The organism is Cupriavidus basilensis, from assembly GCF_029335485.1.
Classification (GTDB): domain Bacteria; phylum Pseudomonadota; class Gammaproteobacteria; order Burkholderiales; family Burkholderiaceae; genus Cupriavidus; species Cupriavidus basilensis_E.
Genome location: NZ_JARJLM010000092.1, coordinates 1 through 23,121 on the forward strand (window position 1 = coordinate 1; position 23,121 = coordinate 23,121).

General features: G+C 60.8%; 21 protein-coding genes and 2 pseudogenes. 12 read left to right on the forward strand and 11 right to left on the reverse strand.

Annotated elements, in window-relative coordinates; all coding sequences use genetic code 11:
• From P3W85_RS05365 to P3W85_RS05390, 6 genes are all read left to right on the forward strand, one after another.
• A partial coding sequence (locus P3W85_RS05365) for an electron transfer flavoprotein subunit beta/FixA family protein (RefSeq protein ID WP_276264004.1) occupies positions 1 to 393 on the forward strand: 393 nt, incomplete at its 5' end.
• A 19-nt stretch (positions 394 to 412) separates the two neighbouring features.
• Positions 413 to 1,345, forward strand: coding sequence for an electron transfer flavoprotein subunit alpha/FixB family protein (locus tag P3W85_RS05370; protein ID WP_276264005.1), 933 nt, complete (start codon positions 413 to 415; stop codon positions 1,343 to 1,345).
• Between the two features lie 73 nt (positions 1,346 to 1,418).
• Positions 1,419 to 2,822 carry an MmgE/PrpD family protein gene (locus P3W85_RS05375; protein ID WP_276264006.1) on the forward strand — a complete coding sequence of 468 codons (1,404 nt, stop codon included), beginning with the start codon at positions 1,419 to 1,421 and terminating at the stop codon, positions 2,820 to 2,822.
• 59 nt (positions 2,823 to 2,881) lie between these two features.
• A complete protein-coding gene (locus tag P3W85_RS05380; RefSeq protein ID WP_276264007.1) occupies positions 2,882 to 3,847 on the forward strand; it encodes a Bug family tripartite tricarboxylate transporter substrate binding protein in 966 nt (321 codons plus the stop codon).
• Between the two features lie 100 nt (positions 3,848 to 3,947).
• Positions 3,948 to 4,439, forward strand: a complete 492-nt coding sequence (locus tag P3W85_RS05385; protein WP_017224567.1) for a MaoC/PaaZ C-terminal domain-containing protein — start codon at positions 3,948 to 3,950, stop codon at positions 4,437 to 4,439.
• Positions 4,440 to 4,484: 45 nt separating this feature from the next.
• Positions 4,485 to 5,279, forward strand: coding sequence for an enoyl-CoA hydratase/isomerase family protein (locus P3W85_RS05390; RefSeq protein ID WP_276264008.1), 795 nt, complete (start codon positions 4,485 to 4,487; stop codon positions 5,277 to 5,279).
• A gap of 44 nt (positions 5,280 to 5,323) precedes the next feature.
• Here P3W85_RS05390 and P3W85_RS05395 read toward each other — a convergent pair whose 3' ends face one another.
• From P3W85_RS05395 to P3W85_RS05435, 9 genes are read right to left on the reverse strand one after another with little or no spacing between them, the layout of a single operon-like run.
• Complete coding sequence (locus tag P3W85_RS05395; protein WP_276264009.1) at positions 5,324 to 6,481, reverse strand: CaiB/BaiF CoA transferase family protein; 1,158 nt, start codon at positions 6,479 to 6,481, stop codon at positions 5,324 to 5,326.
• Between the two features lie 26 nt (positions 6,482 to 6,507).
• On the reverse strand, positions 6,508 to 8,211 hold the full coding sequence (locus P3W85_RS05400) for an FAD-dependent oxidoreductase (protein WP_346430243.1): 1,704 nt from the start codon (positions 8,209 to 8,211) through the stop codon (positions 6,508 to 6,510).
• The gene (locus tag P3W85_RS05405) at positions 8,193 to 8,651 is read right to left on the reverse strand and encodes a Zn-ribbon domain-containing OB-fold protein (protein ID WP_276264011.1); all 459 of its coding nucleotides are present in this window, start codon (positions 8,649 to 8,651) and stop codon (positions 8,193 to 8,195) included. The genes P3W85_RS05400 and P3W85_RS05405 overlap by 19 nt, the downstream gene beginning before the upstream one ends.
• The gene (locus tag P3W85_RS05410; RefSeq protein ID WP_276264012.1) at positions 8,648 to 9,829 is read right to left on the reverse strand and encodes a thiolase C-terminal domain-containing protein; all 1,182 of its coding nucleotides are present in this window, start codon (positions 9,827 to 9,829) and stop codon (positions 8,648 to 8,650) included. The genes P3W85_RS05405 and P3W85_RS05410 overlap by 4 nt, the downstream gene beginning before the upstream one ends.
• Positions 9,826 to 11,115: a CaiB/BaiF CoA transferase family protein gene (locus tag P3W85_RS05415; RefSeq protein WP_276264013.1), complete on the reverse strand. Its 1,290-nt coding sequence runs from the start codon at positions 11,113 to 11,115 to the stop codon at positions 9,826 to 9,828. Before P3W85_RS05415 ends, P3W85_RS05410 begins: the two co-directional genes overlap by 4 nt.
• Positions 11,109 to 11,408, reverse strand: a complete 300-nt coding sequence (locus tag P3W85_RS05420; protein WP_346430244.1) for a tripartite tricarboxylate transporter substrate-binding protein — start codon at positions 11,406 to 11,408, stop codon at positions 11,109 to 11,111. The genes P3W85_RS05415 and P3W85_RS05420 overlap by 7 nt, the downstream gene beginning before the upstream one ends.
• Before the next feature lie 45 nt (positions 11,409 to 11,453).
• On the reverse strand, positions 11,454 to 12,176 hold the full coding sequence (locus tag P3W85_RS05425) for a FadR/GntR family transcriptional regulator (RefSeq protein WP_035806502.1): 723 nt from the start codon (positions 12,174 to 12,176) through the stop codon (positions 11,454 to 11,456).
• A gap of 42 nt (positions 12,177 to 12,218) precedes the next feature.
• Positions 12,219 to 13,178: a PDR/VanB family oxidoreductase gene (locus tag P3W85_RS05430; RefSeq protein ID WP_276264014.1), complete on the reverse strand. Its 960-nt coding sequence runs from the start codon at positions 13,176 to 13,178 to the stop codon at positions 12,219 to 12,221.
• A 21-nt stretch (positions 13,179 to 13,199) separates the two neighbouring features.
• Positions 13,200 to 14,519 carry a Rieske 2Fe-2S domain-containing protein gene (locus P3W85_RS05435; protein ID WP_276264015.1) on the reverse strand — a complete coding sequence of 440 codons (1,320 nt, stop codon included), beginning with the start codon at positions 14,517 to 14,519 and terminating at the stop codon, positions 13,200 to 13,202.
• A 264-nt stretch (positions 14,520 to 14,783) separates the two neighbouring features.
• Between P3W85_RS05435 and P3W85_RS05440 the strand changes: the two genes are divergently transcribed.
• The 5 genes and pseudogenes from P3W85_RS05440 (at position 14,784) to P3W85_RS05460 (ending at position 18,253) form a co-directional block, all read left to right on the forward strand.
• Positions 14,784 to 16,115, forward strand: coding sequence for an MFS transporter (locus tag P3W85_RS05440; protein ID WP_276264016.1), 1,332 nt, complete (start codon positions 14,784 to 14,786; stop codon positions 16,113 to 16,115).
• Between the two features lie 138 nt (positions 16,116 to 16,253).
• Positions 16,254 to 16,496: pseudogene (locus P3W85_RS05445) on the forward strand (winged helix-turn-helix domain-containing protein); the annotation flags it as partial.
• 9 nt (positions 16,497 to 16,505) lie between these two features.
• Positions 16,506 to 16,952 (forward strand): annotated as a pseudogene (locus tag P3W85_RS05450) (two-component sensor histidine kinase); the annotation flags it as partial.
• 198 nt (positions 16,953 to 17,150) lie between these two features.
• The gene (locus tag P3W85_RS05455; RefSeq protein WP_276264017.1) at positions 17,151 to 17,726 is read left to right on the forward strand and encodes a cysteine dioxygenase family protein; all 576 of its coding nucleotides are present in this window, start codon (positions 17,151 to 17,153) and stop codon (positions 17,724 to 17,726) included.
• 68 nt (positions 17,727 to 17,794) lie between these two features.
• Positions 17,795 to 18,253 (forward strand): Lrp/AsnC family transcriptional regulator, encoded by a 459-nt coding sequence (locus tag P3W85_RS05460; protein WP_276264018.1) that lies wholly within the window; start codon positions 17,795 to 17,797, stop codon positions 18,251 to 18,253.
• Positions 18,254 to 18,350: 97 nt separating this feature from the next.
• Here P3W85_RS05460 and P3W85_RS05465 read toward each other — a convergent pair whose 3' ends face one another.
• Positions 18,351 to 19,235 (reverse strand): MBL fold metallo-hydrolase, encoded by an 885-nt coding sequence (locus P3W85_RS05465; protein WP_276264026.1) that lies wholly within the window; start codon positions 19,233 to 19,235, stop codon positions 18,351 to 18,353.
• A gap of 53 nt (positions 19,236 to 19,288) precedes the next feature.
• Positions 19,289 to 21,598 (reverse strand): molybdopterin guanine dinucleotide-containing S/N-oxide reductase, encoded by a 2,310-nt coding sequence (locus P3W85_RS05470; protein WP_276264019.1) that lies wholly within the window; start codon positions 21,596 to 21,598, stop codon positions 19,289 to 19,291.
• Between the two features lie 255 nt (positions 21,599 to 21,853).
• On the opposite strand from P3W85_RS05470, the gene metC reads away from it, so the two are divergent.
• Entirely contained in the window at positions 21,854 to 23,080 is a 1,227-nt protein-coding gene (metC, locus tag P3W85_RS05475) for a cystathionine beta-lyase (protein WP_276264027.1), read from the forward strand.
• Positions 23,081 to 23,121: the final 41 nt, after the last annotated feature.

Here is a 23,121-nt window from a genome sequence, read left to right on the forward strand (position 1 = left end):
ATCGACGACGACTCCAACCAGACCGGCCAGATGCTGGCCGCGCTGGCAGGCCTGCCGCAAGCGACCTTCGCCTCCAAGGTGGTGGTGGCCGATGGCCGGGCGTCGGTGACGCGCGAAGTGGACGGCGGTCTGGAGACCCTGTCGATCAAGCTGCCGGCGGTGGTGACCACCGACCTGCGCCTGAACGAGCCGCGCTATGTGACGCTGCCCAACATCATGAAGGCCAAGAAGAAGCAGCTCGACACCGTCAAGCCGGAAGATCTCGGCGTGGACGTGGCGCCCCGGCTGAAGACCCTCAAGGTCGTCGAGCCGCCCAAGCGCAGCGCGGGTGTGATGGTGCCGGACGTTGCGACGCTGGTGCAAAAGCTGAAGAACGAAGCCAAGGTCATCTGAGCGCGCCAGGAGATAAAACATGACTGCACTCGTCATTGCTGAACACGACAACCAATCCATCAAGGGCGCCACGCTGAACACCGTGACGGCAGCTCTCCAGTGCGGCGGCGACGTCCACGTGCTGGTGGCCGGCGCCAACGCCGCTGCTGCAGCCGCCGCTGCCGCCAAGATCGCCGGCGTGTCCAAGGTACTGCTGGCCGATGCCCCGTATTTCGGCGACGGCCTGGCCGAGAACGTGGCCGAGCAAGCGCTGGCCATCGCCAGCGACTACAGCCACATCCTGGCGCCCGCCACCCCCTACGGCAAGAACATCCTGCCGCGCGTGGCCGCCAAGCTGGACGTAGCCCAGCTGTCGGACATCACCAAGGTGGACGGCCCGGATACCTTCGAGCGCCCGATCTACGCCGGCAACGCGATCTCGACCGTGCAATCGTCGGACAAGGTCAAGGTCATCACCGTGCGCACCACCGGCTTTGACGCCGCCGCTGCCGAAGGTGGCTCGGCCGCCGTGGAAAACCTGCCGGCCGTGGCCGACGCCGGCATCTCGCAATTCGTTTCGCGCGAAGTGACCAAGAGCGACCGCCCCGAGCTGACCGCCGCCAAGATCATCGTGTCCGGTGGCCGTGGCGTGGGTTCCGGCGAGAACTACACCAAGGTGCTGACGCCGCTGGCCGACAAGCTGAACGCCGCGATGGGCGCATCCCGCGCCGCCGTGGATGCCGGCTTCGTGCCCAACGATTACCAGGTCGGCCAGACCGGCAAGATCGTTGCGCCGCAGCTGTACATCGCCGTCGGCATTTCCGGCGCGATCCAGCATCTGGCCGGCATGAAGGATTCCAAGGTGATCGTGGCGATCAACAAGGACGCCGAAGCGCCGATCTTCTCGGTGGCCGACTATGGCCTGGTGGGCGATCTGAACACCGTCGTGCCAGAGCTGGTGGCAGCCGTTTGACTCCAGCCGCTCGCGCCCCGCGAAGACAAGACTTGCCGCATCTACGCTCCTTGCGAACTTATGGGCCTCCATCATGACTTCGATCACTACTGACGCCATGTTCGTCGACCGGCTCCATGCGCGCGCCGCGCAGTGTCGCTTCGACAATCTGCCCGATGCCGTCGTCACCCAGGCAAAGCTTTGCATTCTTGACACCATCGGCTGCATCGTCGCCGGCATGCAGGCCGACGAATCCAGGCTGGTTGCCAGGTGGTCCGGCGCACCGACCCAGGGCGATGATCACGCTTCCGTACTCATCCATGGCAGAAAAATGCCGATCGCAGCGGCCGTCATCGCCAACGGCTATGCGGGCGACATCCTCGAGCTGAACGACCTGATCGGTGGCCACGCGAGCATCGGTTGCGTGACCGCGGCTGTCGCTACCGCCGAAACCGTTGGCGCGAGTGGTCGCCAGTTGATTGAAGCCGTGGTACGCGCCATTGAATTGACCAGCGCCGTCTACGCTGCTGTGTACCCATCGCTGAAGCCGTATAGTGAAGTGGGTCTGACGCCCGTCGGGCTGCCATCCTCTGTCGGCGCAGCAGCAGCCGTGGCGCATTTGCGCGGCCTGAATGAGGAGCAGACCCGCCACGCGCTGGTGATTTCCGGGGCACTGGCGGGCTGGTGCCCCGCGGAGGTCATCTTCCGCCAGGGGGGCACCGTGAAGCCGATATTGTTCGGTGCGCAGCCTGCCGCCACCGCCGTCACCGCGGTTCAGTATGCCAGCCATGGCATGACCGGGCCGCTTCGCCTGTTTGACGGCGACCTTGGATACTTCTCGACGGTATCGACAAACGGCCATCAGAATGCGCGCGTGGCATTGGAAACCTGGGCGCTGCTCGCCCCACGCCGCAAACTACACGCCTGCTGCGGCTATATCCATTCCGCAGTCGATGCACTCGTCGCCTTGCGGCGTGATTGGCAGGGTGGCCTTGCCGGGTGCGACATTGAGGTCCGGCTGCCGGCCTATGTCCATGAAGCGGTGGTCAAGGCCGAAACCCCTCGCACAGCGAACGAGGCGCGCTTCGATATCCGCTATTGCCTCGCGCTCGCGGCTTGTGGATTCGATGTCATCCTGCCCGGACACAGTCTCGACCATCACGAGTATCTCAACCGGCCCGATGTGCGCGCGGTCATGCCGAACATCCGTGTCACAGCCGATTCGTCGCTGCACCACTACGAACGCAGCCACGTCTCGATCCGGCGCCGCCACACGGATCAGTCACAGACTTTGTACCAGGATGCGCCGCGCGGGGCACCTTCGAATCCGCTCAGCCCGAGCGATCTGGTGGAAAAGTTTGTTGCACTGGTCTCCTGGTGCATCTCGCGCGATAGCGCGCTTGCCTATGCAAAGCGCGTGCTGGCCCTCGAAGACGAGCCGGGCATTGACTGGCTTGCCTCCGCATTGCAAGAGAATCAAGGCGCACATTGCGCATGACGTAGGCGCACTGATCCCTGTAACACGCCATCAGGCGAGAACGAGAGAGGTCGCAGGACATGAGAACAGCTTTTTCTTCGGGTGTTGCAATAGCGATGAGCATGGCATGCGCTGGCGTGTCTGCCGAGCCCGCCTACCCAAGCCGGCCGATCCGGATCATCGTGCCATTCACGGCGGGATCGACCTCCGACATCACGGCGCGCGCCGTGGCGGCGCGGATTGGACCGCCGCTCGGGCAGCCAGTCATTGTCGAGAATCGTCCTGGCGCCAATGGCATGCTTGGCATGCAGGCCACCGCCCGCAGCATTCCGGATGGCTATACCCTGGTGCTGTCGAGTGCTTCCTCGACAATGGTGCCGCCCGCCTTGCTCAAGGCGCCCCCCTTCGATCCCCGCAAGCACTTCACGCCCATCTCGCTGGTTGCCGCCACGCCGTTGCTGCTGGTGACTCGCAAGGACGCCTCGATCAACTCGATTTCGGATCTCATCGCCCAAGCGAAACGGGCGCCGGGCACCGTGACCTATGGCAGTTCGGCCGGCCTCTATCAGCTCGCGATGGAATCCCTCAATCAGCAGGCGGGAACGGACATCGCTCCCATCCCGTACAAAGGCCCAACTGAAGCTGAAACCGATCTGGTTGGCGGCAGGATCACGGTCGCTCCTGACTCTGTTGGTCCGATCCTGCCTCATATCCGCAGTGGCCGTATCAAGCCTCTTGCCATGCTGAGCGCAAAGCGCTCGGATGCGCTGCCCGATACCCCTACCATGCAGGAGCTCGGCTACAAGGACTTCGATTTCACCGGCTGGCTTGGCCTGCTTGCACCGGCTGGAACGCCGCCAGAGATTGTCAGGCGGTTAAATGTGGAGATTGTAAAGGCGGTTGAATCCGGCGAAGTACGGCACCAGTTCTCCCTGCTCGGGATCGAGGCCAAGTCATCGACACCCGAGGCCTACACGTCCTTGATCGCTCGTGACACAGCCCGCTATGTACGCATTGCGGAGCTTGCTCGCATTGAAAAGCAGTAGATGCCGCCGGCCCGACCAACAAAACTCTTCTTCACATGATCCATGCGTCTTCGGATGCATGGACCGCTCTTTTGCCTAACCTCAATTCCTGGATTACGCAATGACTGATAACGCAGCTCAATATCGACCACGTGGCCTCTATTTCGAGGATTTTGGAATCGGCAAGACTATCGTTACTTCCCGACGCACCGTCACCCTGACCGATATTGTCAATTTCGCCTGCCTGTCGGGCGACCACAACGCGCCGCATATCGACCATGAGTTCTGCAAGACGCAACCCTATGGAGAGCCGATTGCGCACGGTCCCCTCGTGCTGGCCATCGCAGGCGGACTTCAATGCCTGAGCGGCATCAATGACGGCACCATTGTCGCGATGCTTGGTCTGGACAAGTGGCGTATGCACCTTCCGGTCAAGGCAGGCGACACCATCCAGGTTTTCATCACGCCTACGGAAAAGAAGCTGACCAGCAGCGGCGAGCAGGGCGTCGTGACTTGCGATCGCATCGTCAAGAATCAACGCGGAGAGACGGTGCACTCCATGGTGATTTCGCTCATGTACAGATGTCGGTCGACCGAAGAACAGGCTCGGTAGCAACAACGATGTAGTGGCCAATAGGCAATTATTGGAGACAACCCCATGCACCGGGTCTTTGGATGTGTTCTATACGAACAGCGAGACAGTGTAGCGATCATTACGCTCAACCGCACTGAGCGCAGCAATGCGCTCGGCGGCACAATGCGCGAAGACATTGTCGCGGCCATGGCAATGGCGAACGACAATGATCAAGTGCGCGTGGTAGTCCTGACAGGTGCCGGCAAGGCCTTTTGCGCCGGCGGTGATCTGCGCGAGATCTATGGTCGCGTAACCGAGGGCCGGCCGCTGGCTGACAAGATCGAACCGCCTCGCGACCGAACGCTGCTGGCAGTCTATGAAGCAAGCAAGCCAGTCATCGCGGCTGTCAATGGCCCCGCCATGGGCGCCGGCATGAATCTCGCTCTGGCGGCGGATATTCGCATTGCGTCGCGCACAGCCATCTTCTCGCAATCCCATGTCAAGCGAGGTCTGATGCCCGACTACGGTGGTACCTACCTCCTGCCAACTATCGTGGGACAATCAAAGGCCTTCGAACTGATCTACACCGGTGCCGCAATCGATGCGGAAGACGCGCTTCGCTTGCAGATCGTCAGTCAAGTCGTCGAGCCGGGGGATTTGATGGTTGCCGCGATGGACCTGGCGCAGCGCATCGCGCTGAATGCTCCGCTGCCGATCCGGCTAGCCAAGCGCGCAGTTCAGCAGCATCACCAGGGGGGAATGCGGGAGGCACTGTTCCGTGAAACGGCGGCACAGAACATCTGCTACGACACCGACGATGGCCAGGAAGGCTTGCGCGCGTTTCTGGAGAAGCGCGACCCCGTTTTCGTTGGTCGCTAGCCAGAGAGTCTTTTCAGCTATCCGTACGGCCTTGTCAGCCTGGTTTAGCGGATAGTCGCCGGCGCCGCTAGGCGCCATTCGCCGACAATGGCTTCACTTTCCTGAATGTCCATAGCATTGCATTCGGCGATCGTCGAGCGCGTCCTGGAGAACCTCGGTGCCGGAGCCGGGTACGCCACACCATCAACATCAACCATGGCGCTGCGTGCTGCCATATGCGGGTGGCCTGAGACCTCACTCAGTGCAAGCACAGGCGCGAAGCACGCATCCGTTCCTTCGAGTTGAGCCACCCATTCTGCCTGTGTCTGCGTCTGAAAGATCCGCGTCAGTTCGGAGCGCAACGCGGGCCAGCGTAGACGGTCATGCTGCGCATCGCGGAGCGCGGGGTCCAAGTCAAGCTTCACGCATAGCAACGCAAAGAACTGCGGCTCGATCGCACCCACGCAAACAAACTTGTCGTCTCTTGTCCGATATGAAGCGTAATAGGGAGCGCCGCCATCGAGCATGTTGCTCCCTCGCTGCTCCATGAATGTGCCCCGCAACCGTTGGCCCTGGGCCAGGCTCATTAACGACAGGGCGCCGTCGCAAATTGCAGCATCCACCACCTGGCCGCGGCCGGAGCTGCGAGCCTCCAGCAAACCGGCCAGCATTCCGACAACAAGGTATAGACTGCCACCGCCATAATCTCCTACAAGATTAAGCGGAGGAATGGGAGGCGAGCCGCCTTCACCAATGGCCGCCAATGCCCCGCTTAGGGCGATGTAGTTAATATCGTGACCGGCAGCTTGTGCGAGTGGTCCGTCTTGCCCCCAACCAGTCATCCGACCATAAACCAAGCGTGGATTGATTTGCTCAACTAGTTCCGGTCCGAGCCCCAGCCTCTCCATGACGCCCGGCCGAAACCCTTCAACCAGCGCATCCGCATGTTCAAGCAGTCCGAGGACGCGCCTTCGGTCTTCGCTGTCCTTCAGGTCCAGATGGACTGTGCGTCTGCCTCGGCCAATCAGGTCCTTGGGATGCCGTGGCTTGGCACCAGGGCGGTCGATGCGAACAACATCGGCCCCCATGTCGGCCAGTAGCATGCAGGCAAAGGGGCCGGGGCCCAGGCCCGCGAATTCGACAACACGGACTCCATGAAGCGGCCCGCGATCATGCACGCCATTGGATGGTTGAGATACTGTAGTGCCGTCCCGATTCATCATGTCTCCGTGTTCCGTCTCAGCCACCATCATTGCTTGGCAGTGCGAAAGGCATGTATTCCAACCCGATACCCGAAGACCATCGCAGGTCCGAGTGTCGCGCCAGGTCCTGGGTAGGAGCCCCTCATGACCGATGCCATGTCATTGCCGCAGGCATAGAGCCCTTCAAGAGGTGCGTCGTTTCCAGTAAGCACCCGACCATCTTGGTCCGTCCTGAGACCCGAACAACTTGCCGCGTCGGCAGGAAAGACCTGTACCGCGCAGAATGGCGGTGCTTGAATCGGCCCCAAGCAAGGATGCCGCTCCTTGTCGTCCCCGTTAAACCGACTCACTGCAGTTTCCCCCTTGCAGAACTCGAGGTCGCGGCCCTGTTCGGCGCGTTCGTTCTGTCGTATAACGCTGGCCTGTAGTCCCGCGGAGTCAACCCCGAGCTTCTCCGCCAGCTTTGAGATGGTGGGGGCGGACACCAGGTACCCCGAGCGCTCAAACGCTCTCAGATTTCGTGTGCCAGGAGGAACGATTCCAATGCCATACTTCTCCACAAACTTGTGGTCGCACACGAGATACGCCGGTAGGTTGCCGGCCGAGCCCTCCTCATCGCCCAGCATTCCCTCTACAAAGTGGTGATAGGAAGCCCCTTCGTTGACGAAGCGCTTTCCCGCCCTGTTCACTGCGATGAGACCGGGCTTTGCGCGGTCAAGATAGAGATGGGGGAATAGCCGATACCCGCCAGCTCCATCTGGGACGCGGGAGACCGGCTGCCACAAGAAGTCACGCGCTTGGTGCTCGAACTTCGCGCCTACCTCCCGGGCCGCAACCAGGGCGTCCCCGCGCACACTTTGCGGCGTTAGTGAGTCGAATGCGTTCGGGTCTAGTTGCCGGCGAAGGGCGGCGTTGTGTCCAATGCCGCCCGTAGCAAGCACTACGCCGATACGAGCCCTGATGTGTTCGCATTGCCCGGCCGACTCGACGGCAATGGAACTGACGCGATTCCCGGTCTTTTCCAGCTTGAGCAGACGGGTGCCAAAGCGAATCTCAACACCTGCCTTGCGCAAGCCAAGGAGCATCCTGGCTACCAGTGCGTTGCCCATGACAAGCCGGGTGCCCCGCGCGTACGAAAGGCGGTCGCGAACATACCGGCACACAAGCTGAAGTGTTCGGCGAAATGCTGGCCATGACCGGTAGCGCTGTACCAAAGCCTGGACATCGGACTTGTTCGCCATCATCCCGCCAAGGATTAGGAAGTCTTTTAGCGGAGGGCGAACCCTGTCGAAATCTGCCCCCAGCCGACGGCCGTCGAACTCGACCGGAGACAGCGCCCGGCCGCACCCGGCGGCGCCTGGCAGCTCCAAATAGTCAGGATGTCGGCCAGCGCTAACAAAAGCGAGTTCGCATCGTTCTTCAAGAAATTCGATGGCCGGGCCTGCACTCTCGAAAAATGCCTGTCGACGACCGAGATGGTCGTCAGGGCCAATCAACGCGTCCAGGTATTGCTGGCCAGCTGCGATGCTATCGTCGTAACCGGCTTTCTGACCGTGACGGTTGCCGGGGAGCCAGAGCGTCCCCGCAGACGTCGACGTCGTGCCACCGACTTGGTCTGTCGCCTCGCAAATCAGAACGCTAAGTCCATGATGGGCCGCGGTGAGCGCTGCAGACATGCCCCCCGCTCCAGCGCCACACACCACCAAATCGTATTCAGGCATATTCTGCGGACTTACGAGGAGAGACGCCATTGCAGCAACGAGAACGGCGGACTGGCATCGAGGTGATGCTCGAATACGCCTACGACTTCGGAGCCAATCACGACCTCTTGCATTGGGTCTCCGAGAAGGTTACCCACAAGGCGCACATTCCCCGCGTGTGGCAGTTCAACAAGCACCGCGAGGTACGGGCCATGCCCGTTCAGTGCGTCGTGCGAGGGGTGCCAGACGCGTTCCCAGCTATAGATGCGGCCTCGTGGGGCCGCCTCTTGCCAGCCGGGGTCGAATTGGTGGCATTGGTGGCAGAGCCACTCTGGACCGAATTGCCAAGTCTCGCAATGCTGGCAGCGTTGGACTAGCAAACGGCTTTCGCGCAAGCCATTCCAGAATGGGGCAGAAAGCCCCTCCGGCTCGGGGACGGGAATGGGGAGGCCTGAAGGCAGGTATGCGATGTCGCTGGTTTCGTGGGTCATTGCGTTGCCTCCTCCGATGCCAGCAATAGATTGCTAACAGGGGTGACCATAGGGCCGCCGATTACGAGCGCCACGTCATTACGCGACACCTGGTTGCATGAGGTGCCACGAATCTGTCGAACTGCCTCCAGCACCAGTTCGAAGCCGTGCATGTAGCACTCGGCGAGGTTGCCCCCGCTAGTGTTGAGCGGAAGCTTTCCCGATGGAGCAATCAGGTTTTCGAGCGTCAAGAAGTCATTGGCTTCCTCAGGTTTGAAGAAGCCGTGTTCGGCCAGCGCCATCACCACGCCGCCCGTGAAGTTCTCATAGCTCTGAACGACTCCGACGTCAGCCGGCCCGATGCCGGCCATTCGGAAGAGGTCCGGCGCAACGGTGTCGAAGCTCGCGCTGCCATACAATGGTGAGTTATGCGGAATCGCGCCTGTCCGGTAGCCCGACCCGGAGGCTGCGCCCAAGATGTACGCGGCCTTGCCGCGAAAATCCTTCGCACGCTCAGCAGGAACCAGAATCAGTGCAGCTGCGCCGTCGTTCTCCATGCAGCAGTCGTACAGGTGAAACGGTTCCGCAATCCATCGAGACTGGTCGTACTTCTCTTCGTCCAGTGGCTTGCCGTACATGACCGCCCGCGGATTCGACTGCGCATGGTGATAGGAGGCCAAGGCGATGGCTCGCAGCGCCTCTTGTCGGACGCCGTGGTCATGCATGAACCGACGCACGCGCATGGCGAAGCGCTGAGGTGGGGTCAGGACCCCATAAGGCATCAGGTACGCCTTTTCGCCTGAAATCGTATCAATGCCTGTGGTTCGCCCGAATCTTCCAAACTGGCCTTGGGCGAGAGAACGAAATACGACGACGCAGTCCGCCAGGCCGGCTTGTATCGAGGCGGCACCATTGGCGACGGCACCGCAGCAGCCGCCACCGCCACCTCCCCATTGCATGGTGGTAGCACGCAGTCTGGGAATGCCGAGGGCCGCAGCCAGCCGAGAGGGGTCGCTACGGTCATCGCTAAATGACGAGAAACCGTCAATTTCGCGCGGGCTGATTCCGACATCCTTGCAAGCAGCGAGAATCGCCTGTAGTGCGAGTTTGAACTCGCTGTCGGGTGACTTCCCGTGGCGGTAATACTGGCTTTCGCCGATGCCGATTACCGCAACTTGGCCCTTCAACGTGCGAGTCACAATGCAGATTCCTTCGTCAGTGCGCGATGGTCTTTACCCAACGCGCCGGCGCAGCGAAGCGCTTCGACTTTCCCGTCGTCATAGCCAAGCACGGCTCGCAGGACTTCAAGTGTGTGTTCCCCAACTGCCGGGGCCGGTGTTGGGTCGACCATGGGCGTATCGCTATAGCGGATGGGCAAGGAGATATTCGGAACCCAGCCGACCTTTGGATGGGGAATTCGGCTCACGATTCGGCTTTCACGCGCCTCTGGTGACCGAATGGCGTCCCCCACGCTACGTACTTCACCGCTTGGGACACCTGCGGCGCGCATGAGACCCTGCCAATGGCTCCAGGGATGCTCGGCGAATGCCTGTCCCAGAATCTCGAAGAGCTCTTCTCGGCGTGCTCTGCGCAAATCACCGGTTGCATAGTTCGGGTCCGTTGCCAAGTCCGGCCGGCCGATGACTTGAGTCATCAGCCGCTGAAAGATGCCGTTGTTACCGGAATTGATGTAGAAGGAGCGGTCCCTGGCTTTAAACACACCGGAAGGACACGTATCAGGGCTGGTATTGCCGTGCCGTTGAGGGTCAGCGCCGCTGAACAGATGTTGCATCGGGGCGTAACCAGTCATCAGCACTGCGTTGTCGAATAGAGCAATCTCGACCGCTTGCCCCTTGCCAGACTTCTCGCGCGACAGCAAGGCTCCAAGGATGGCGTTGCATGCCATCATGGCAGTGCTGATGTCCATCACCGGCGACAATGCTCGAACGCCTTCACGGTCAGCATAGCCGTTCATGGAAACGAAGCCGCTTTCGGCCTGTGCGATTGGGTCGAAGCCAAGGCGGTCGGCATATGCACCGCTTCGGCCATACGCGGAAACCGAACAATAGACGAGGCGCGGATTGCCGACTTTGCAGCTCGCATAGTCAAGGCCGAATCGCTCCATGACACCGGTCGAAAAGTTCTCCACGACGACGTCTGCGCTGGCAATCAGTTCCCGCGCCACCTGAAGCCCTTCAGGCGTCTTCAAGTCGATGGCGATGCTTCGCTTGTTACGGTTGGACCACAGGAATGGTGCGCCTTGTCCAAGGTCCGTGTGGACCGGTGGGTACTGGCGAAAATCATCGCCGCGGCCCGGTGCTTCGATTTTGATGACATCTGCTCCCATGTCCGCCAGCATCATCGTGGCGAAAGGACCTGCAATGAAGTGAGTAAAGTCCACCACACGGAGGCCCTCCAACGCGGTCGGTGCCCCTGCCGGGCGGGGAACATGGGGCAGAAAGTCGGCTTCGAGGTTGTCTAGCATGGCGTGATTTGGCTCAGAGGTGAATGTCGAATTTCGTAAGAACTGGGTTCCATTGACCCACTTCGTCGCGCTCCGCCTGCCCCGGGCTTGTTTTCGACCACGACGGGTTGGCCGAGGTACTCGCGCATTGGCTTCTGAATGATGCGTGCGAGTTGATCTGTGCTGCCGCCGGCGGCGTAGGGAACAACTAGCCGGATGGGTTTTTCTGGGAATTCCTTGGCCAAAGCGAGCGTGGCCAGCAGAAAAAGGGCGAACGGGAGCATTGCACGCAGGTGCGAAGGCCGGGTGCGCATGGTAAGTCTCCTGGTTGGGGGCTGCGGCTCAGGTGGCCGCTTGGGTCAGGTTTCCAGGTAGCTGGACCAGTAAGTTGTCGCCCGGTCCATATGCTGCAGGATTAGGCGTTCTGCCTTCGAAATGTCGCGATTTCGAATGTGCTCGAGCATCTGGCGGTGTTCGCGCGCCGACGCCAGACCTTGCGTCCGGTCCTCGAAAAGAACCGCTCTTCGGCGCGCGGTGAAGCGATAGAAGGCATTGAGGGTGCGAACGAGCACAGAGTTGTGTGCTGCATCGACCACCGCGATATGGAAGTCCGTGTCCATTTCCGCGATGTTCCCGCCAGCTTCGAGAATTGCGTCAGTCCGTGCAAGGATGGCTTCCATGCGGGCCACGTCCTCATCAGTTCGGCGCTGGCAAGCCAGGCTAACGGCGAGCAACTCAAGATGTGCCCGCACTTCCATCGTTTCAGTGACTTCAGTGGGGGTAGGCGTTGCGCCGATGTCGGTCAGCAGCACGAGGGCCTCGAAGCTGCTCTCGCGTGACATGTGACGCAGATAGATGCCGGAATTCGGCCGCGACTCAACCACCCGCAGCGTCACAAGAGTCGATAGCGCTTCACGTACGGCATTTCGACCCACGCCAAGACGCTCCGCCAAATCCCGCTCTGAAGGCAAGCGGTCTCCTGGCTGCAGACGCCGGTCCTGTAGATATGCCAGGATGCCGGCGATAACATTCGAGCCGGCGCTAGGTCGGGATTCAGCGGTGGCTTCTTGTACGTTGGTCATGATGTGGTTTCCATTGTCCGTTCTGAGCCCTGTAGCCTGCCATCAAAGGTCGAGCACCAGCGTCTTGGAGCGGGCGCCGGAGCAGCAAACCATGATGGACTGGTTGGCTTGCTTCTCCTCGTCGCTGAGAAAGTCGTCTCGGTGGTCTGCCTGGCCGTCGATAATTCCAGTTCGGCAGCTCCCGCACACGCCGTTGCAGCAGGAATAGGGCACTGTCACGTCATTATCCAACAGCACGTCGAGGATGGTCTTCCCGGGTTCGACGCGTAACCTCGCGCCACTCTTGTGAAGAACCACGTCGAAACCGCCTTCCATGGCCGCCTGTTGCGTGGCAGAGAAGCGTTCATAGTGAACCGTGGCGGGGTTCCTTGCTTGGGTAGCTGCCAGGAAGTCGTCAATCATCCGTGTGGGGCCGCAGCAATACACGTGCGTGGTTTGAGCAAGCGTGGCCACAGTGGCGCTGATATCTAGCCGCTGACCCGGTTCGGAGTCATGGAAGTGGCAGACGCGCCCACGTCCTGCGTCGATTCGCCGAAGCTCCTCGGTGAATGCGGTCTCCTTATGAGAACGACTGGCGTACATCAGTCTCCACTCGCGCCCAATCGCGTCGAGCCTGCGAATCATTGGCAGCACGGGCGTGATGCCAATTCCGCCGACGAAAAATATGGCGCATGAGGCACATTCATCGAGAGGAAAATCGTTTTGGGGTGCCGTGGCCCACAACGTGTCGCCGACGCGAAGCTTGTCATGGGCCCAACGTGAGCCACCTCGGCCGTCGGGTTCGCGCTGAACTGCAACACGGTAATACGCAGGGTCCGCCGCTGCTGCATTTGCGAGGGAATAGCTGCGGACCATACCCGGCTGGAGATGCAGGTCGATGTGCGCGCCAGGGTGGAAGCCTGGCAGGGACCTGTCGTCAGCGGAAACAAAGTCAAACGAAGAGATTCTCTCTGCTTCGAAGGTGATTCGCTTCAAGCGAATTTCAATCAGCGAGGTGTTCATGCTCATATCCAGTACTACGCGTCAGGGGGTGTAGCCAAAGTCCTTGCCCGGCTCTGCGCGCATGACGTCTTCGCCCAGCTTCATCCAGTCTCCGCCAAGGGGAATCGTCAGCGATACTGCCCGCCAACGGAAAGCGCCCGGCACGTTGCTTGAGAGAGGGCGTTCGCCGGAAGCAGCCAGTTTCCTTACTGCCTCAAGCAGCACACGTCGAGTCCGGGCTACTCCGGTGTCGCTAGTGCCGAGGTGTTCCTTGCTACGGTCGAAAATCGGCGTCACGCCCGACTGGCAAGCTGCATCCTGAATCCACAGGCCCGGCATGCCGGAGTTGTACTTGTCCATCTGGAGCTGATAGTCGAATTGGTAAGCGTTGCTGCGGTTGTAGCGGCTCCAGTACGTGTGATACGGCTCAGTGACCGGACGCTTCTCAAATGCGACTTCTGAATGATGTCCCGTCTCGCGCCCGTTGTGCCCTTCCTTGAAAAGCTTGCGCGTCTTCTCATAGAACGGCTTGGCTGGGTGGTACGAGAACATCAGGCATAACGTGTGCTCGTCATCAATAGGAACCCACGCATGGCCGCTCAGTTCGGGAAACTGGGATTGCGGGGGTACCAGCGTCCAGAAGGGCATGAGGAACTGATTGACGCGCACATAGTTGGCACCATCCGGGGTCTTGCGTCGGGCTCCGATGCTGACGCCGGCATCGTGCTGCACGCACTCGAACGTTGGGCTCAAATCCTGCGCCTGGCGCCATTGATTGATCACGCCACCCTCTCCGACACGGCCGTGGAGGATGGCGGCATGCGCGGAATCAATCTCGCCTTCGAGCGCCTGCAGCCAGTTGCACTCCTGTACGCGCATGGAAATTGCGACTTGCTCCTCAGGCACCATGTTCCATTCCACTTCTGGAAGCTCCGGGGCATTCTCGGCGTCGGCGCCCATGTAAGCCCACAGGACGCCATTGCGCTCCTTGACAGGGTAAGCCTTGATTTTCATGCGCTTGCACATCGGGCTGCCTGCCGGCTCGCAAGGCATCTCTTTGCACTGTCCGCTCACTTCGAACTTCCAGCCGTGATAGACGCAACGCAAGCCTTCGTCCTCGTTACGAGCGAACACCATCGGTGCTCCGCGGTGGGGGCATGCGTGGTCCACCAAACCTACTTTCCCGCTGCTGTCCCGGAATGCGACCAGGTCCTCACCGAGCAGCCGCACACGGTAAGGTTGGCCACCAGGCGTTACCTCAGAAGACTTGAGAAAGGGAATCCAGTACAGCCGCATCAGCGTGCCCATGGCCGTCCCCTGGCCGACGCGCACCAGCAGTTCGTTGTCTTCGCGAGAAAGCATGTGAGGTCCTTTTTTGGTAGTCCAATCTGGTAGGGCCAATTGTAGGGCGATAGTGGCATCAATAAATCAGTACTAACCCTGATCTCCCCGCCAACTGCATGGTGCCGGGGTTTCATCTGCGCAGGCACTCGTCACATTGCGAAGCTGCCGGCCATAAAACGCACGTCAAACTGACCTTAGGGATTGTCCGAATATCGCTCGTTGCGACAACTTTTCTATAGTGCACCTACCAAAGTGGTCCCACCACACAGATTCGGAGACAAAATGGAAGCGTCCTCAGCCCCCATGCGCCCCTCACTCGAGGCCACAAGCAGTGAAAGTGCCGATAAAGCCTCAGGCGACGCCATTGTCAGGAAGGTCGGTCGGCGCCTGATGTGGTACGTAATTGCGCTGTACGTCGTTTCGGTGCTGGACCGCGGCAATTTGGGATTTGCATCGTTCTCAATGAACAAGGACCTTGGCCTTACTCCGCAGATGTACGGAATCGGCGTGGGCATCCTGTTCCTCGGATACTCCCTGTTTGAAGTACCCAGCAATCTGGCTCTCGCCCGATTCGGGGCGCGCATCACGTTGACGCGTATCGCGATGCTGTTTGGCGTGGTCACCATGTCGATGGCATTCGTGACAGGCCCACATAGCTTCTACCTCGTCCGCGGCCTGCTCGGCATGGCAGAAGCGGGACTCACTCCCGGCGTCTTTCTGTTTCTCAGCTACTGGATTCCGCAGAGTTACCGCGCCCGTTACAACGCCGCTTTCACATACGCGGTTCCGTCGGCATACATCCTGGCGTCGCTCGTGTCCGGAGCCATTCTGCAGCTCGACGGTGCCCTCGGAGTGCCGGGGTGGAAGTGGCTGTTCATACTTGAGGGGCTGCCGGCGGTGCTACTCGGCGTGATTGGTATCTTCTACTTGACCGACAGGCCTCATCAGGCGAAATGGTTGAGCCCATCCGAACGCGAATGGCTGCAGGCCCAAATCGACCGCGAGACAACTGTCCACCATGAAAAGTCCGCGAAGCTTGGGCAGTTACTGCGTCGTCCGGTTCTTTGGATTCTGGCTATCGGTTACATCGGAATCTTTTGCGGCAACGCCACGCTCGGCATATGGCTGCCACAAATCATGCACGGGCACGGCGTCAATCTCTCGGTTATCGGCTTTGTCTCCGCAGTACCACCGCTTGCAGGTGTTGTGGGTATGACGTACTTGTCTCGCCGTTCCGACAAGATGAAAGAGCGTGTGTGGCACGCAGTCGCCTGCATGCTTTTGGCAGCGGCCGGCTTCGGCATGGTGGCAGCTTCTCGCGGCGCAGCAACCGCTCTCGTCGGATTCATGCTGGCGAACATCGGCGTTTACTCGTCCCTGGCAATTTTCTGGTCCATCCCTCAGACATACCTGTCCGCAAAGGTCAGGCCCGCTGCCATCGCCTTGATCAGCTCCTTTGGGGCCTTGTTCGGCGGTTGGCTTGCGCCAATGTACATCGGTAGGGTACAAGGCCTCTTTCATAGCCTGCCAATGGGCATGGCAATCGTCGCGGTGCTTATGCTCTTTTCGTCGTTGTGCGTTGGTGTTGCAGGCAACCGCCTGGTGAAAGGATAAACCGCCGGCTTGCCACAACTATGCAAGGTGTTTGAAGAAGGGCCGGCATGATGGTTGGGACTGAACTGCGCTTCGGTGCGTCAACACTGAAACTCCGCTCGGAATAGCCGATTGGGGAGTCGAGAACAGCACCTTGGCGTGATACGCGGCGATGCCCGTATTGATCTGACAGCCAGTGAATGGGCGTTGCTCGAAGCGCTGATCCAGCATCCAGGGATGATTGTGTCGAAGGCGCGGCTCGAAGAGCGCCTCTATTCCTTCAGTGAAGAGATTGGAAGCAATGCCATCGAGGTCCATATGAGCCGGTTACGTGAGAAGCTCGGCGCCGATGCCGTCTTCGAGACCCCGTGCGGGCTCGGCTACCGGTTCAGGCGGGACTGACTATGGGCGCTGGTGGCAGGCTTGGTCGTGCTGTCCTGTGCAACGGCGGCGGCTTCGTTCTACGTGCTGCGCCGCGAAGTCGATCGCGTGTCGGACAGCGCGCTGCAGCAGACGGCCCAGCGCCTGCTGCCGCTGGCCATCATGCACATCCTAGGGCGCGATGCGGAGGGCGATGCTGGCAGCAGTAGCCGCATCGCAGCCGTACTTGCGCTCGACGAGTTGCTGACCTACGTGGTCCGTGACGACCAGGGCAAGCTGCTGCTGCAATCGCACGATGCCGATGCGGCCGTCTTTCCGCCCGGCGTGGCCCCGGGTTCCGCATCCACGACATCGCACAGGATTCACACCGAACCGGGGCTGCGGGGGACAGTCTCCCTGACCGTCGCCGAGCCGATCGCCACGCGCAAGCGGGCACAGGTCGAGGCGGCACTTGCCGTTGCCAAGGTCCTAGTCCTTTAAAAAAAACCGCCACGTCCGCAGAGACCCGATACCAAGCATTCCTCATTGCCGGCGGGCTTGAGCATATTATTCCTCCATTTAAACTTGTATAGGAATGAACTTGCAATTTCTGGTGAAACGAAACCGCGGTTCGCACGCCTGTGCTCCTGGCACATTCATATCATGGATACATCTGTCGACGCCAAGGAGCCTGCCATGCCAACCGGATCGCCACCGATTTCCGCACGTTCCGCAGTTTCACCTTTTCTCTCCCTGTCCGTCACACCGCTCGACCAGCTGGCGCTCGACATCGAGGCCAGCTTCGCCGACTGCGCGCGGATGGTAGCCAGCCACATCGCGGCCCATCTGCAAGACACAGACGCGCTGCTTGCTACGCTGCCGCCGGGCGCGCTGCTTGGCAAACCGGACACCTATGCTCGCCACCTTGTCCATGTCGATCCACTGGGCCGCTTCTCGGCGATGGTATTGGTCTGGCGACCGGGCCAGTCGAGTCCGATTCATGGCCACCGGACCTGGTGCGCCTACCGGGTGCTGCGTGGCACGCTGCGCGAGCAGCACTACCAATGGGACCCCGCCAGCCAGCGAGCGAAATTAACCAACACAGTCGTGCGAGAAACCGGCAGCACCGTGAGCGCACCCCATGGCCTACAGCATATCCATGCGCTAGGCAATGCCAGCGACGACATCGCGCTCTCCTTGCACCTCTACGGCGTGCATCACGACCACATTGCCACCGGCGTAAACCTCGTGGTACAGACAGCGGACGCTTAGCACGCACTGGCGCTAGCTCTACCGTGCGCGGGTAACCGCTCGATCCTGACATAGCCCCCCTAATGGACATGGACCGCTACGACAAACAAATCCTTGCCATCCTGCAGGAAGACGCCACCGTCCCCGTGGCCGAAATCGGGGAGCGCGTCGGCCTGACCTCGACGCCGTGCTGGCGCCGCATCCAGAAACTGGAAGAGGCCGGCCTGATCCTCAAGCGCGTTGCGTTGCTGGACGCGGACAAGCTGAATGCCGGCGTCACGGTCTTTGTCTCGGTGCGCACCAGCCAGCACAACCTGAAATGGATCAGCCAGTTTCATGGGTTAATGGCATCGATCCCGGAGGTGACCGAGCTTTACCGCATGGCAGGGGACACCGACTACCTGTTGCGTGTGGTAGTGCCGGATATCGCCGCCTACGATCGAGTCTACAAGAAGCTGATCCAAGGGGCGGAGCTGGCCGACGTCAGCTCCAGCTTTGCGATGGAACAGATCAAGTACACCACGGCGCTACCGTTGGACTACGCGTAGTCAGGTGCCCGTCATCCCCGACCGACGTGCAGCCAGCCGCTATTCATCCGCACCCGGCTTCATGTACCTCGGATGCACTGAACCGCTGCCTGTAGTATCAGATCGCATTCAGCGGAACTTTGACGTAGCGGACGCCGTTATCCTCCGCGGGCGGAAATTGGCCGGCGCGCATGTTTATCTGCACAGAAGGCAGCATCAGTGCCGGCATGGCCAAGCCCGCGTCGCGAGCCTGGCGCATGGCAACGAAGGTAGCCTCATCGATGCCGTTGCGCAGATGGATGTTGTGCTCGCGCTGTTCGGCTACCGTACTGATGAAGCGTAGCTCACGGCCTCCCGGCTGATAGTCGTGGCACGTGTACAGGCGAGTCTCCGGCGGCAGGCTCAGTACCTTCTTGATGGAGTGGAAAAGCGCTCGCGCATTGCCGCCAGGGAAATCGCAGCGCGCTGTTCCGTAGTCCGGCATGAACAAGGTATCGCCGACAAAGGCTGCCGTTTTCCGCCCGTCATTGACGACATAGGTCATGCAGGCCGGAGTATGTCCAGGTGTATGGAGAGCCTGGACCTGCAGGCCACCGATCACGAAGGTCTCGCCATCTTCCAGCAGACAGTCGAACTGCGTGCCATCCCGGGCAAAGCTGCCGCCCGTGTTGAATAATGCTCCGAAGACGCGCTGCACGGCGGTGATGTGGCGGCCGATGGCCAGCGTTCCGCCGAGCGTGCGCTGCAGATAAGGGGCAGCCGAGAGGTGATCGGCATGCACATGGGTCTCCAGAATCCATTGCACCCGTACGTCGAGTTCGCGCACGCGGGCCACGAGCCTGTCGGCGCTGACGGTCGAAGTGCGGCCGGTCCCCGGGTCGTAGCCCAGCACGCTGTCGATGATCGCGCATTGGCGGCTCGATGCGTCCAGCACCATGTAGCTGATGGTCCGAGTATCGGGATCGAAGAAGCCTTCGACCTGAAGTGCGGAGTTCGAGCACATCTTCGCTTCCTCAAGCGGTCCCTCAAAGTCAGGCCAGGAATGGTCTTTTCGGCTCATTTCGCTATCGGGCACACCACCGGCAGTTTAAAGGCCTGAACTTCCGGCGGCTCACCCTCCGACCATGGCGCGATCTCGACCAGCGCGGAAAGGGCGCTGGATGCCTGCGCCAGACTGGAGGTACCACGGTCCATCGTCAGAACGTTGGGATTGCCATGGCGTTCGAGCAGACTGTCGCTCGCATCGAACCAGGCGCCGGTAGCCATCACCACGACACCGCGCATCAGCGCATCATCCAGGCATGCACCGGCCAGACATGCGCCGCGCTCATTGAACACACGCACAATATCGTTCTCCATAATGCCGCGTTCGGCAGCATCCAGCGGATGCATGTGGATCGCCTGCCGGCCCCGGACCTTCATGGCCATGGAGTGGCTGCCGGCGTCCAATTGGGAGTGCAGCTTGTCCGGCGGCTGGGATGTAATGAGGTGCAAAGGCCAATGCCGGGCAGCCGCACCACCAAGCCATTCAGCAGGCGGGAGCCAGGCAGGGTGCGGTGGGCAGTCCTCATAACCGAACTCTCCAACGCGGTGGGAGTAGAGCTCAATCTTGCCGCTGGGTGTCTTCAGGGGATGCGTCTGCGGATCGGCACGGAAATCCGAGAGCAGCACGAAGGGCGCGCTCGGCTCCGGAAGTTCGGTGTACCCCTGCTCCCAGAACTGTTCAAACGGCGGCGCGTCGAAGCCCGCATCGACCCAGTGCGCCGCCATGCTGTCGTAGATGTGGCGGATCCACCCGAACTCGTCACGGCCTCCGCTGAACGCGGGCTCGCAGCCGGCGCGCAGCGCCAGATCACGGTAGATGTCAAAATCGTTGCGGCTGCTGAACTGGGGCGGCAGCGCCTGGTGCATCGCCAGCACGTAACGGTCCCTTGACGAGCCGCCGATGTCATTGCGTTCCAACGTCGTCGTGGCCGGCAGGACAATGTCTGCACGTCGTGCGGTGGGAGTCCACCAACTGTCATGCACCACGATGGTCTCCGGCACCTGCCATGCACGTGCCAGCCGGTTCAGGTCCTGATGGTGGTGGAAAGGATTGCCACCCGCCCAATAGACCATGCGGATATCCGGATATATACCTTCGCGGCCATTGAAATCGTAGCGATCCCCTGGACTCAGCAGCATATCCGATATTCGCGCCACGGGGATCGAGCTGTTCGCAGGATTGGTGCCAGCACTCATCTCCGGTGCTGCAACCTCGGGCCGAGGTGTTCCGGCGCCGTTGATGGAGCCATGTCCGAACGCGAAACCACCCCCCGGAAGGCCGATCTGACCGAGCATGGCCGCCAGTGCGATGCAGGCCCAGTAGGGTTGCTCGCCATGGTGAGCCCTCTGCAACGACCAGGTGCAGTTCATCAGCGCGCGATGGCTGGCGGCCTCGGTGGCCAGTTCGACGATTGTCTGGGCAGGAACGGCGCAGATCGATTCCGCCCATTGGGCGTCCTTGGCCTGACCGTCTTCGCGGCCCAGCAGATAGGCCGCGAAAGCGTCGAAGCCCTCGCAATAGCGGGAGACAAACCGCGCGTCATGCAGGCCGCGCGAAAGCAGCGTATGCGCCATGCCCAGCATCAGCGCGGTATCGGTGTTCGGCCGGATCGGCACCCACCGGGCCTTCAAGCCGTCGGGCATATCTGCTCGAGTAGGGCTGACGACGACGAAACGCACACCGGAACTTTTTGCGCGCTCGATCCACTGGTGCGAGCTATGCAGGCCCGCTCCGCCAGAGGTGATCTGTGTGTTGCGCAGCGGAATGCCGCCAAAGGCGATGAACAGCTGCGTGTGCTCAAGGATGCTACGCCAATCGGTCACCCTTCCGGTTACCGGCGCGTAGGTACCGATCACGTGTGGCAGCAGGAATTGGGCGGCGCCCCAGCTATAGTTGCCGGCCTGCGTAGTGCATCCGCCACTGGCGAACAGAAAGCGATGCGTCAGCGTGCGGGCATGATGCAAGCGGCCTGCAGATGACCAGCCATACGAGCCGCCGAAGATCGATGCAGGGCCATGGGTGGCGCGCACCCGTGCCAACTCGCCTGCCACAAGGTCCAGGGCAGTGTCCCAGTCCACCTCGACGAAGTCATCTGTACCCTGCCGGCTGCGGTTTGCCCGCTCTCGGTCGCGGAGCCATCCGCGCCGTACTGCCGGTCGCCGGATGCGCAATTCAGAATGCACCATCCCCGGCATCGACCGAAGGATGGGTGAAGGGGCGCTGTCGTACGGAAACGGCTCACACTCAACGAGCTTCCCGTTCTCTACTACCGCCGTGTATGCGCCCCAGTGCGAAAGGGTCGGAAATCGGGTAGTGGTCACGGTAGGAAATAGATGCGGGTGTGGTCAAAGGGAAGCGCCGTTGTCATTTTGATCTCCTCGGCTGGATTGCAGGCGTTTATATCGAATAACTCAACCACTCACGATTGTGTTCGCAGGAAAGGAAAATTTTTTCTTTTTTTGGACTGATGCACCCCTAAAAAGAAATTAATTTGCTCTGGCGGTTTCCCTATGCTGATCGAAATTCCAGCGGCAATCACAAACATGAAGGCCGCACAGTACAGCCATGGAGATCCGATGAAGGAAAGCACCAAGTTAGTAAGTGCCGGCCGCCACCCAGAGCGCTTCGGCGGCGTCGTGAACACCCCGATCTTCAGGGCATCGACCATCCTCGCGGGGTCGATGGCCGAATGGGAAGAGATGAAACGCGCTCGCGCCGCGGAAGAACCGGGGGCAACTACCTATGGCCGCTATGGCACACCCACGACCCATGCGCTGGAAGAAGCCATTGCCGCTCTCGAGGGCGGATATCGATCACTCGTCTTTCCGTCCGGCCTTGCCGCGATCAGTACTGCGCTAACTGCACTACTGTCCGCAGGTGACCACATCCTTGTGACCGACAGCGCCTACTCGCCAACGCGCGCCTTTCTGGAGCGAGTGATGACGCGTTTCGGTGTCGAGGTCGAGACCTACGATCCCGTTGGCGGCAAGTCGATCCAAGAGTCATTGCGGCCCAACACACGTGTCGTATATGTCGAATCGCCCGGGTCCGAGACGTTCGACATCCAGGACATTCCCGCCATCTCCGCTGCGGCACATAAGCACGGTGCTTATGTGGTCATGGATAACACCTGGGGGACGCCGCTTTACTACAAGCCCTTCGCGCACGGGGTCGACGTATCGATCCAGGCCGCCACGAAGTACATCGTGGGTCATTCCGATGCGATGCTCGGCGTGGTCACCTGCAATCGAGACACCTGGGCGCAGGTCAAACAGACTACCCAGGACATGGGGCAGACCGCCGGCCCGGATGACATTTATCTGGCACTGCGCGGTTTGCGTACGCTGGAGGTCAGGCTGCAGCGTCACTGGGAATCCGGGCTGCGTGTCGCCCAATGGCTGGAGCGGCAGCCGCAGGTCGAAGCGGTTTTGCATCCCGCCCTGCCCTCCCATCCGGGACACGCACTCTGGGAGCGTGATTTCACCGGTGCATGCGGCCTCTTCTCGGTGGTGCTGCGAGCGAGTTCAAAAGCTTCGCTCGAAGCCTTCGTGGACGCCCTTGAGCATTTCGGCGTGGGTGTTTCCTGGGGCGGCTATGAAAGCCTGGTGATCCCTTTCACGCCAGGCAAGGGATGTACCGGCGCTCGCTGGCCCTACCAAGGGCAAGCCGTGCGTCTGCACGTGGGCCTCGAAGATCCGCAGGATCTCATCGACGATCTCCAGCGAGGCCTGCTGGCGCTCTCTGCGCGTGAATCCCGAGCACAAAATAAAGAAGCCTGCGCCGACCAGACCTGCTCGACCTGAAGAACAGAATTGCTTCGTCAGTTTGATTCCTAGCTGCAATT